A 10,666-nucleotide genomic window follows, 5' to 3' on the forward strand; every position below is an offset into this window, starting at 1 on the left:
GTCGGTTTGGGCGGCAGATCGAAATGGTTCGGGTAAGCAGATAGATTGGCATTTTACCACAAAACAAGCAAGAGGTAAACTAAAACATCTATATCCTAACTTATAATGCGGTCAAAGCAATATAGGTTCCATCAGATAATTTAGACTAACCCCTAGGTGAGTGTCGGTTGTAGCCAAAGGCTAACAGAAAACCGACAGCACACAAAACCGTGCATACTAATTTGTTGTTAGGCTAGGCCTGCAAAGCGTATAAGTACGGTTAGCATAAACCCTAAACCGCAACCTATGGCCAGCAGACGTAAGAGGTTTCTATCGAGTTGAATCTTGGCTGAAAACGCCGCTGATGAGTAGAGTAATTCGGAGGTGATCAGCAGAATAATTGCTGTCACTGCCAGCCAGAGGCTAATATCGGGGATTGTTAGGGGGAAGTTCATTTTTTTGTCTCCCAACAAAAACATATACTACAAACACGCCGTTTCCCGGCAAACTCTTTTGCTCTGAGATAACAACCGTTTTACCCGAAGTTTTGGCAAGGGCTGAGGCTACTGCACTAACAACTGGGCATCCTAACAAACTCCGACTCCTGGGGTTGCTCTGGGGGTTGTATAGGCTCTCATAGACAAGACCTCTGGCCCTAAACTCGGCTCCCTGAGCGGTCAACACCAAATTTGCAGATTTAGCTAAATTTAGCCGTTCTGCGAGAAATTTAGGAAAGATATCGGCAAGTTCATCTAGACTAATTTTGCTAAGATCTAATCTGAGTTGTTGCTCAATTTGTGCCATGATGCCTGCTCCCGGTGAGGTTACAAAGACGCCTCGGGTTTGAGTGGATATGAATTTGTTCTGCGCCAACTCATCCAGCGAGGGTTTCCCATCAAAACTATCAGAGATAAAAACCGTGGGTTCACGCAAATTCTTCAGATAATCGGGTAGTGCAACATCTTTGGGATAGGCCGGAATGTAGTAACCATATCCACTGTATTTTAATTCGTTAACCATCCGATCAATGGTAGCATAGGTGACCTGCGCACTGCTATCTAAGAGGCGGCTATCCACATAGTTACCGCTTCGCGTCAAAGCAAAAATGGCACCCCAAAAGGTTAAACCTAAGCCCACAAATGCAGGTATTTGCATCTCGGAGAGAAATGAGAAAAACAGCAAAAAACCCCCTGCGGCTAAGAATATCCCCGCAATAAGTATGCTTGAAGAATTTCTAGTAGATGACATAAAATTAACCTCGTAAAAACACGAAATTTACTCTAAATTACTACTTGGCACGTTGGCTTTAAGGCTTCTGGCTATCAATGGGTGGGGACATGGTCTCGGCTGAAACCTGTGGTTCAATGGTCCCACGGCGGCATATTTTGTGCATAAACAATAATGGCACATTGAGAAATTTGGAAACAATTCCTAGTCCTGCAAACATGGTGCGAAAATTCTCAATATCGCCCCGATTAACCGCGCCAAACACCGGAGCGGCAACAAGATACACTCCCACAAACACCAAAAACCCCACAACCAAAACTATAGCATAGGGTAAACTCAAAAAACTAATCAATACAAACGATCCCAGAGATGCACAGAATGATGCGGCAAATATTTTGCCTGAAACTCCAAAATCAGCCCGAACATGATATTTCCTCCAGCTCCAAACCAGCCCCCAAATCATACCGGGCATACTTGCAATAAGCGAACCCACCAACCCGCCCATCACTGCATAAGCAGCTGAGAGCTGCGTATTTGCGCCGCCAAGAGAAAACGCATAACTAACCAAAAAATACGCCAGAGGCAATCCCACTGCCAAAGACACAGCACTTTGTTTCATAAGTTGCTTTGTTTCGCCAATACCGATTAGAAAGGTTCCTAAACTGACATTGCCAAAGAGCACAAACAGATTAACCACTGCAGATAGAGCTAAAAAAAGCGGTGCGAAAGGAAATTTGGGCTCTGCACCGGCAACAAAGAGCGACTGAAAAATACCATCCATGGGAAACAGGGTATGAACTAAGGGCACCGCCAAAGTAATTAGGGCCATGGTCGCTGGAACCAAGAGCAACGCAGTATATTTCACCGAGAAAGCAAACACCGTTTTTAGCGTCTCAGGTTCTTTTTGAGGATCTAGTTTTGCAAAAACTGGAAACAGAGCGGTCGCAGTTGGAATAGAAACAAATGTGAGTAGCACCGCAAAATTTGCGGCAGTAAAATAGTTCCCCATCATCCAAGTACCCGCATAAATAGCCATAACAAACGAGAAAACCTGCGGCAACACACCCGCCGCTATGGTTGAGGCCGTTAGGGGCAAGCCATATCTTAGCATAGGCCTAAGCGTTTGTTTTATGTCACACTTACCCGTCTTACATTTCCGCAGAGGTCTAAACAGAGCATAATACACCAAAACAATGGCAATGACGCCGCCTGCCAAAACAGATACCATCGTAGCAACAACCGCACCCAAAACCCCAGCCCCAATCACAATAAGCAAAGGACCCAGAACAGTTTTAATTATAGCTTGGCTGATTTGAGTGAAACTGTTAAGCTTCATACGCTCATAACCCACAAAAACACCCCCCGCAGCAGCTGCGATAGCTCCGGCAAACACCGAAATAGACATAATGCCAATGTAGAGTGATAACTCGGAGGCATTTTGGGGGCTGATTATGTAGGCCAGTGGCCATGCAATCGCAAAACAAATCAAAGACAAAGCAACGCCGCTTAAAACCTCAAAAACAATCCCTGAAACAATAACATCATGAATCTCGGCATCTTTGTTAGCTCCTCTCAAAGACGCGATTTGTTTTGTTATCGCCGAGTTGACCCCCCAATCCCTAAAAAAATTAATCATCGTTGCAGGAATCAACGCCATACCATAGAGTCCAACTCCCTCCGCAGGAAGCAACATCCCCAAAGCAATGGTACCTATAGCCATAATAATCGTAGAACCCGCAACACCCAACAACAAATGAAAACTACCCGTAGCCGAGGTCTTACCCATCTCTAACGCCTTAGCCAACCCATCACCCCAAAAATACCCATAATTCGCTTACTTAACAGACCTATTTCTTGTAAAGAACCAACTACATGCATGTTGCACAAAAAAATCTAATAATAATGTGTTAATTGTTTGTTGTTTAGATGTTTATTTTGTTTGTGTATGCTTGGGATATGGCTTCTAAATCTTTGAGTCCATCTAGTCCTGTGGGTGTGGGTTCTTGGTTGGTGTGGAGACAGTTTACAAAGTATTGGAGTTCATCAAAGTGGGGTTGGTTAAACTCTGAGATGCCTTTGGTGAGCATTTGGTAGGCGGCTGGTATGGTTTTGGGTGGCATGTGTCCAATTGTGCTGTTTTTGACGCTTCCTAAAACGTCGAGTCGCAAAAGATACTCTTGTGCATACCAGCCCACATTTATGGCTGCTAGGGTGCCTGAGGTGAAGCGCGCCAGACACATAGCCGAGTCCTCGAACTCCATGTGGTAGCGGTAGCCAAACTGGCCTTTGATATCCACAATTTCACCAAATAGCATCCGCAACAGATTGATTAGATGACATCCCAAATCCGCAAGAACCCCGCCGCCGCTTAGTTGCGCATTAAACCACCAATCAGGCACAGGTGTCGGTGAGTGGCCATCTGAGCGATGCCCAAAGGGACCCGAGCACACATAAGTTGCATGCACATTCTCCGCATCCCCAATCAACCCCTCCGCCAAGTCTGCTTTAAGTTTAAGAAATCGAGGATTAAACCGCATAGGATAACCTATCATCAGCTTTACCGAATTGCGCTGAGCCGCCATGATAACCTCTTGGGCCTCTTGAACATTGACAGTTATGGGTTTCTCAAGAAAAATATCCTTCCCCGCATCTGCGGCAAGAAGAGCACATCTATGATGCAGAAACGTAGGCAACGCAATTATAACCGCATCAATCTGAGGATTTTTAAGCATCTCGATGTAATCGGTATAGATATTTTTAATACCCAACGCTTTTGCCCGCTCCAAAACAGGCTTAGCCGTATCTGCAACTGCTGTAACAGCTGCACCGCTAAGCATCAAACCATGTTTTAGATGCAGTTGACCAACACCACCCGCTCCAATAAGCCCCAGTTGCAACGTTTTACTCTCCATACTGCTCACACCAACCCCATTCGCTTACCCAACCCAACCGTTACCAGCGTCTTTTTGAGTTGTTTTTTGAATTTCATATTAATTGGCGCTTTAGGATAGAGTTCCCTAAACGTCTCCAAGGATTCTCCCCGTAAAATGTATGTACGCTTTCCAACGCCTTCCTGTTCCGCAGTTCTAAAATAGGCGATTTTGGCAGGGTTGAGCCAAGCAATTTTTGCCGCGGCACAATCCAGCGCAACCGGGTCTTGACTAGCCATAACCAAATCCATTCTGCGCGGCTGAACCCCTGTAGCAATGGTATTATCAACGAGTGCCAAGTTGAAAGGCATGGCTTTGTTTAGAGCAACTATAACATTACCCAGATCGGAGTGATATTTGGCTTTTTTTTGTGTTGGATTACAACCAAAGATGTTTTTGAGCGCACAAGTAAGCTTGATGGGCTCAACCGTGTATTTTATGTGGGCAATATTGATTTTTAGCTCGGCTTCTTGGATGGTTTTTGGCACCATAAAATTGTAGGTGTTGCCGTTGCAACGGATACGTCGGTTTGTTGTTTGATCCTCGGTGAGATTGACTAGTCGTACCTGTTTTTCTTCTGCAAGCTTTGTGTAACCTAGCATCTTAAAGGCGTATTTGCAGCGCATCGCTGAGGCATCGGATTCTACAATGGTAATATCGGCCTCGGGGTGGATTTGGGTGCGGATTAAATCAATAAGGGTGCTTACAAAATGCGGTGAGGTTGTTTGGCCGGTGGTTGCGTCCCAGTAGTAGCACAAGTTGGGTTTAATCACAATTTTGCGTATGCTCCTATCAAAGGTATAGTTGATTAGGTTTAGTGATTGGGTTAGGGCCTGTTTGAGGGGGTGGTCAGTGTTGTTGTGGTTTGGAATTTTTACTAAGCTTACCAGGCTCATGCTATCTGCGGCTCCTTTTTACTTGTTTTTTTGTTTTGGCTGGTGGGGTTGTTGGTGAGGAATTCTTTGAGGTCTAGGAGAAATTGTTTGGTTTTTTGGAGGTTATTTATTCTAAGAAATGTGGCGTATAGATTTTTTGTTTGAGCGCTTGTCCACTCGGTTTTGGAGAGTTGGTTGCCATAGGTGCGTATTAGTCGGTTAAGGGAATGTTGGGGTTGTTCATTTGTCATCATATGTGCGCTTAGTACTTCCCAGTACACATCGGTGTAGTCGGTTTCTTTTTCTAAGCTTTGAGGTGCATAGATAGCGTGTTGAGAGGGTAGTGATTGTAGTATGGTATCTAGATAGTTGTTCCAGTCTGGTGCACAATGTTCTTTTTCTATATTTCTTTTAATAGTTTCGGCTCTATTTTTTTGTTGATTTGAGTGGACGTTTAGTACCGCAAATTCGAGTGCCTGCAAAAAATCGTCAATTGATGTTTGATGGACTTTTAATTTTTTAAATCCTACGTCATCTTCTAGGCTTAGATGCGGCAATTTCTCAATATGTAAACCCACAATGGGCAGACTATGCATCGCGGCTTCAAGCAAGGCTGTTCCGCTGCCGCAGGGAAAACTCGCCACATACACATCAGATATAGCATAATAATTTTCAAGCTCTGAGTGTTCCAGAGTTCCTAAGGCCTGAATTCTATTCTCCACCCCCGCTGAGGCCTCTTTCCATCGGCCCCTATATTTGGGTCCAGCTGCAACCAGCTTTACCTTTGGATGCTTCTCTAAAAATTGGACCATAACCTCAAGAAAATCATAACCCCCAAACGGATAGAACTTTTCAAACCGTCCCACCGTTAGTAAAATCACATCTTGCTCACTAAACCCCAACTGCTCACGCATCTTGTTACTCTGAGCTATGTGCTCTTTTTTTGTGAGGGGAATGGGTAAGAGTTTGGCCTTTTTTATCCCTCGGCGATTCTGGTTTAGTTTTGTTGCTGAGCTGTGATAATCTACGGTGACATCAGCTATGGTGTTTCCTAGCCAAAACGCATGATCTGCATGATTGCACAAAATTACCGGTGGACCCCCCTCAATACCAAAAGCAACTATGGGCAGAGGATCAAAGGGATGAATAAAAAGAACGATAATATCCGCCCAGTTTCGAGCCAACAGACGTAACAGCAGCGCCTGTTCCACCAAATCCACTGATAACTCTGTGAGCGAACAGTACCAGCCGCCAGATTTAGCCACCGCATTTTGCAAACTAACGGATAGCTCACTGTGCTGAGCAGTTGTTATCATACTATGCACCGAATTCTCACAGGTATTCTCGATCCATCTAGCCACAAAAGACGAATGCCCCCCGGTATCATAGCTCTCAGTGAGAACATGGAGAAAACGCATCTTACCAAAATTTTTAGGCTTAGCCTTTAGATAAAACGCCCCACTCACATCAGGAGGCTGCTGATCTATCCGACGAGCAATATCCAATAAAAGACTCTCCAACTCAGAATCAGCATAGACACCGGGATGGCGAATAAAAGCAAAATGAGCCGCAATTTTAGCCCAAACAATAGCCGAAGCCAAATTATCTCTAACAAGAGCAGAACTTGCCCGTTTCACAGTTCTTTTAAACAACCTCTGATTTTCAGCAATCTGCACATTCATACACAAACGAACCCACCCCAACCAACCGGTTGAACCAACCGCCATACACACATACCATCTAAGATAGCAAACGAAAACTCGTTGTTGTTGCTCTATAGTGTGATTTTGTAGGTATCATACACAATGGCGCTTGCTCCAAAGTTCTCTTTACGCTTAATCAACCCTACATTTAGAAGCGTCCCTTGTTTCTCAGTTGAGATTCCAAAGTCAAAATAGCGTTTATCTTCTCTATAGTACTCTTTTATGAGATAATCCTCAATTATGTCTTGTGCACCAATGTTTCTGCCTGCCTTAGAGTTGGCTGCATACTGCATATGAGCAACATTACTACTCTCATACATAACAACCCCCGCAAGCATAACCTCATCTTTGAAAGAGGCAAACAACTTTACATTATCTGGAAACCTCTCAGCTAACAATTTAATTTCCTCAGATGAATGCACCGGCTTAACACCATGACGCTCAATGAGCACTTCCTCCTCAATTTGCATAAATAAGTTAAAATCATCTGATTGGCGTACCGTCAAATTATTTTTTTTAGCTTTGCGCAGATTGTCTTTGCGGCTTGCATCAAACCCTTTTGCATGGGGCAGATAAATAGCCGAGGAAACATTACGCACCGCTAAATACGCACTATAGGTAAATAATGCATAGAGATCTTCCTGAGCGGGGATTGAATGGTAAATATAGGGTGTAGGTTTGTACACAACCTCTGTTATGCCCTGATTATGACAATGTGCGCTTATTGCATCAAAGACTTGAAGCATCAACGGCGTTTTCATATCATAGGCTGAGATTACCCCGCCAAAAGTCAAACCCTCATGACTACAAAGAGTCGAACCCTCAAGACTAGCCGGCAGTAGTGCAACGAGTTTGTTGTTGCTATTATTATAAAACATTAAGGAGTGGTCTGTGAACCGGTGTGAGTGGTACTCCATGTAATCTCTACAAAACAAAAAAACCCCATTCTTAGAAGAACAAACAAACCTATCCCACTCAGTTCTATCCTCAGATCGATACACTAACGCTCTTAGCTCTTGGGTGGATTCTTTAGGGGTTGTCAAATTGTTTGCTCTCCTAAAATGTAGGGTTCAGTGGTTTTTTTCGGCAACGCCCTTGCGGGGTTTCCTGCATAAACTCTGCCCTCCACGGTGTCTTTGATAACTACCGCGCCGGCTCCAATGACACAGTTCCGTCCGACTTTTACTCCATCGGAGGTGCAGCTACTAACTCCTAAAAAACTGTTTTTACCCACACTGCAAAACCCCGAAACTGCCACATTAGTCGCAAAAAAACAGTTATCCTCAACTGTTGTGCGATGTCCAAGGGAGCTTCCAATCCAAATTGTGACATTGGCACCGATTTTTGCACCCCGCTGAATTGCAGTATTTTCCAAAATAAAACAATTCTCACCGATCTCCACTTCACTGCCTATGCAGGCCTTGGGACTTATGTAGCTGGCAAGCCGGTAACCCTTACTTTTGGCGGCTGATACAAGTCGGCTTCTGAGATGATTGAGCTGAGTGTAGGACACAGCAACAAACGCCCAATAAAACTCCGGATTAAAGGTGTCCTCCACATCCTCAAATGGTACAACAGGCAATCCCCGCATCTGCTTCTTTTTTAGATAAGCCCGCTCAACACTAAACCCCGCTACCCTAAACCCCAGACGGCTAAAGTAATCCCAGGCAAGCTCGGCAGTTTCCCCCTCACCGATAATTACCAAATTCTCGTCCTGCTCTATTATCATTATTTGTAATCCACCGCTTAAATTCCTCATACTCCCGCAAATAATCCCCTTCATCATAGACCTGCGAAACCAAAGAAAGCGCAACCGAATTAGATGAAAAATTCTCCAATTCCCGCCATATCCCCGCTGGAATATAGAGCCCATAATGCGGTCGATTAAGAAAAAACGTACGCCTATGCTCACCATCATCTAAGATGACATCAAAACTGCCGCTCAAAGCAATAACAACCTGCTCAAGCTCTTTGTGCGCATGTCCGCCGCGGCTAGCTCCACTGGGCACATCATAGAGATAATAAACACGCTTAATCACAAAAGGAATCTGCCTAGACTCCTCAATAAAAGAGAGATTACCCCGATAATCACTCACCTTGGGAAAATTCACTATATGACAACCATCTAACCTGCCAGGTTTAACAAGCACTAAAAAACCTCCAAACTCCTAAAACAACAAACAGCAACACAAAAATTTCCCACAGGCAAAAAAACTAAAGCCCTATAGTCGTAGTATTAGACATTAAACGATCGATAGTTATTGACGATACACTGTTCTGGTTGTAGCACTAGGTGTTCTAACACTTAGAACTAAAGCTAACGCTTGACAAATATATCAGTGGGGACTAACATGGAAGATGTCATGAGCAAAAATAGTGGTTGTACTCCTAGAGGAGCCAAATAGATATGAATGCAAAAGTGGTGGCAGTGATAATTCTGTTCTGTATAGCGGTTGCGGGCTGTGTGGTATGCATATCACTTATGGGCCGTAGCAATGAGCCTAATTCTGACACAGAACCAACCTCTGCCTCAAAAGCTGTAATTTTAGAAGTAAAAGAAAACTCGGTTTCCAATACCGGACTCACACTAACAATAAAAAATATGGGTATGACTGAATATCTATATGGTTCTCCATATGTTATTGAACAACAAGTCGATGGTGAGTGGCGTCAACCACCATATATCATTGAAAATATTGCCTGGACTATGATCGGTTATATTTTAGAGGGAAACAGCACACAGGAAAAAGAAGTAGATTGGACAGTGGTCTATGGAGAGTTAAGCCCTGGGAATTATCGCATTACCAAAGATTTTAGCTATATGCAATCCTCTGGTGATTATGTTGACTACATTGCATCTGTCGATTTTACCGTTGATTGGCCTCTTCGTGGTTATGGACCCTAAATGGAATCTCGGGGAACGATACCCCAATTTCTCTTGATGTTGGCCCCTGAGGGCAGATTGGATGCTTCCCGCGGCTCTTTTGTTTGGTGAGTTAAGGGATATCAAATGTCCTGTCTCATAATTGACTTCTGTTAATTGCCAACCCAACTTTTAGAGTGTAACCATTTTGTATGGTCACAGAAAATGGTAAAATAACCTTTGGTTTCTGTTCATTTACTTGGTTGTATTGTGTGTAGTTTATATTCATAATTTGCTGTTGCAGACGTAAACATGTTCGTGCCAAGTTTTGAGGGTAAAAGATATAACGCCACTGGCAGGTGGATTTTCACGATTTTTTCTTTGAGTTCTTGGGGAGAAATCTTGGCTTTGCTCCATCGGGTATTTCTGTTCTGCCACAGAAACCTCAAATTCCCAAGCATCCAGGTAAATCCGTTGATATTAGCATAAACCACTGCTAAACGTTTACTCTTTAGCGCATATATTGTACTTATCAACGTATCCATAACATTGACAAAAATCGCTTTCATGAGTTCATATGGTTGATAGTATACATCAAAGAGCAGACAAATTTTGGCTCTAAGCAGATTAAAAGTAGTTTTCTCCAAAGTCCATGCACTGGTAGCACCTAGGATATGGCGGACCTGCGAATCGGTAATGGTGACGACTCGTTTGCCTGATAGCCAGGTCTTAACTGAGAGCAGAGTATCATCATAGAAAAACGGGATCTTGGATTCAAATAACCCATATTTCTCAATTAGTGAGCGTCGGGTAATCATGCTGGCCCCTGAGGCAACCGAGACCTCAAAACACGGCTTGAGTTTTACTTGGTTGCTTTGGTTTTGTGCTATGGGATGTTTGCGTACCAGATAATCACTAAAAATCCAACCGCCAATCTGAATTTGGTCACTGTCCATCATTAAAATTTTGGAGAGTGTTCACCTAAAGATAAGTAATGCGGTTTTTTGAAATGCTGTAAAGATGTCTTCAGTGGTTAATGCGTGCCAAAGTTTAAGCGTTAAATCCACCATCGCGGTCTTCTTTGAAACA

At 43.6% G+C, this 10,666-nt stretch carries 11 protein-coding genes; 1 reads left to right on the forward strand and 10 read right to left on the reverse strand.

Annotated elements, in window-relative coordinates; all coding sequences use genetic code 11:
- Positions 1 to 227: 227 nt before the first annotated feature.
- The 9 genes from FWF39_RS10620 to FWF39_RS10660 all read right to left on the reverse strand — a co-directional run bounded on the left by FWF39_RS10620 (position 228) and on the right by FWF39_RS10660 (position 8,828).
- On the reverse strand, positions 228 to 434 hold the full coding sequence (locus FWF39_RS10620; protein WP_343383415.1) for a hypothetical protein: 207 nt from the start codon (positions 432 to 434) through the stop codon (positions 228 to 230).
- Entirely contained in the window at positions 403 to 1,227 is an 825-nt protein-coding gene (locus FWF39_RS10625; protein ID WP_343383416.1) for a hypothetical protein, read from the reverse strand. The genes FWF39_RS10620 and FWF39_RS10625 overlap by 32 nt, the downstream gene beginning before the upstream one ends.
- A 58-nt stretch (positions 1,228 to 1,285) precedes the next feature.
- A complete protein-coding gene (locus tag FWF39_RS10630; RefSeq protein ID WP_343383417.1) occupies positions 1,286 to 3,010 on the reverse strand; it encodes an oligosaccharide flippase family protein in 1,725 nt (574 codons plus the stop codon).
- A gap of 118 nt (positions 3,011 to 3,128) precedes the next feature.
- Positions 3,129 to 4,118 (reverse strand): Gfo/Idh/MocA family oxidoreductase, encoded by a 990-nt coding sequence (locus FWF39_RS10635; RefSeq protein WP_343383418.1) that lies wholly within the window; start codon positions 4,116 to 4,118, stop codon positions 3,129 to 3,131.
- 5 nt (positions 4,119 to 4,123) lie between these two features.
- On the reverse strand, positions 4,124 to 5,032 hold the full coding sequence (locus FWF39_RS10640) for a DUF362 domain-containing protein (RefSeq protein ID WP_343383419.1): 909 nt from the start codon (positions 5,030 to 5,032) through the stop codon (positions 4,124 to 4,126).
- Positions 5,029 to 6,693 (reverse strand): glycosyltransferase family 4 protein, encoded by a 1,665-nt coding sequence (locus FWF39_RS10645; protein ID WP_343383420.1) that lies wholly within the window; start codon positions 6,691 to 6,693, stop codon positions 5,029 to 5,031. Before FWF39_RS10645 ends, FWF39_RS10640 begins: the two co-directional genes overlap by 4 nt.
- A 92-nt stretch (positions 6,694 to 6,785) precedes the next feature.
- Positions 6,786 to 7,757 (reverse strand): GNAT family N-acetyltransferase, encoded by a 972-nt coding sequence (locus tag FWF39_RS10650; protein WP_343383421.1) that lies wholly within the window; start codon positions 7,755 to 7,757, stop codon positions 6,786 to 6,788.
- On the reverse strand, positions 7,754 to 8,443 hold the full coding sequence (locus FWF39_RS10655) for an acetyltransferase (protein ID WP_343383422.1): 690 nt from the start codon (positions 8,441 to 8,443) through the stop codon (positions 7,754 to 7,756). Before FWF39_RS10655 ends, FWF39_RS10650 begins: the two co-directional genes overlap by 4 nt.
- Entirely contained in the window at positions 8,403 to 8,828 is a 426-nt protein-coding gene (locus FWF39_RS10660) for an FdtA/QdtA family cupin domain-containing protein (RefSeq protein ID WP_343383425.1), read from the reverse strand. The genes FWF39_RS10655 and FWF39_RS10660 overlap by 41 nt, the downstream gene beginning before the upstream one ends.
- A gap of 293 nt (positions 8,829 to 9,121) precedes the next feature.
- Here FWF39_RS10660 and FWF39_RS10665 point away from each other — a divergent pair, with 293 nt between their 5' ends.
- Positions 9,122 to 9,619 carry an immunoglobulin-like domain-containing protein gene (locus FWF39_RS10665; protein ID WP_343383423.1) on the forward strand — a complete coding sequence of 166 codons (498 nt, stop codon included), beginning with the start codon at positions 9,122 to 9,124 and terminating at the stop codon, positions 9,617 to 9,619.
- 209 nt (positions 9,620 to 9,828) lie between these two features.
- Here FWF39_RS10665 and FWF39_RS10670 read toward each other — a convergent pair whose 3' ends face one another.
- Positions 9,829 to 10,533, reverse strand: coding sequence for a hypothetical protein (locus FWF39_RS10670; RefSeq protein WP_343383424.1), 705 nt, complete (start codon positions 10,531 to 10,533; stop codon positions 9,829 to 9,831).
- Positions 10,534 to 10,666: the final 133 nt, after the last annotated feature.

Source organism: Candidatus Bathycorpusculum sp. (assembly GCF_009778815.1).
GTDB classification, from domain to species: Archaea; Thermoproteota; Bathyarchaeia; order Bathyarchaeales; family Bathycorpusculaceae; genus Bathycorpusculum; species Bathycorpusculum hydrogenotrophicum.

What these genes read in the sequence shown, in the direction of transcription:
- FWF39_RS10620 (WP_343383415.1), bottom strand. Translation starts at nt 434, where the DNA reads ATGAACTTCCCCCTAACAATCCCCGATATTAGCCTCTGGCTGGCAGTG.
- FWF39_RS10625 (WP_343383416.1), bottom strand. Translation starts at nt 1,227, where the DNA reads ATGTCATCTACTAGAAATTCTTCAAGCATACTTATTGCGGGGATATTC.
- FWF39_RS10635 (WP_343383418.1), bottom strand. Translation starts at nt 4,118, where the DNA reads ATGGAGAGTAAAACGTTGCAACTGGGGCTTATTGGAGCGGGTGGTGTT.
- FWF39_RS10640 (WP_343383419.1), bottom strand. Translation starts at nt 5,032, where the DNA reads ATGAGCCTGGTAAGCTTAGTAAAAATTCCAAACCACAACAACACTGAC.
- FWF39_RS10645 (WP_343383420.1), bottom strand. Translation starts at nt 6,693, where the DNA reads ATGAATGTGCAGATTGCTGAAAATCAGAGGTTGTTTAAAAGAACTGTG.
- FWF39_RS10655 (WP_343383422.1), bottom strand. Translation starts at nt 8,443, where the DNA reads ATGATAATAGAGCAGGACGAGAATTTGGTAATTATCGGTGAGGGGGAA.
- FWF39_RS10665 (WP_343383423.1), top strand. Translation starts at nt 9,122, where the DNA reads ATGAATGCAAAAGTGGTGGCAGTGATAATTCTGTTCTGTATAGCGGTT.
- FWF39_RS10670 (WP_343383424.1), bottom strand. Translation starts at nt 10,533, where the DNA reads ATGGACAGTGACCAAATTCAGATTGGCGGTTGGATTTTTAGTGATTAT.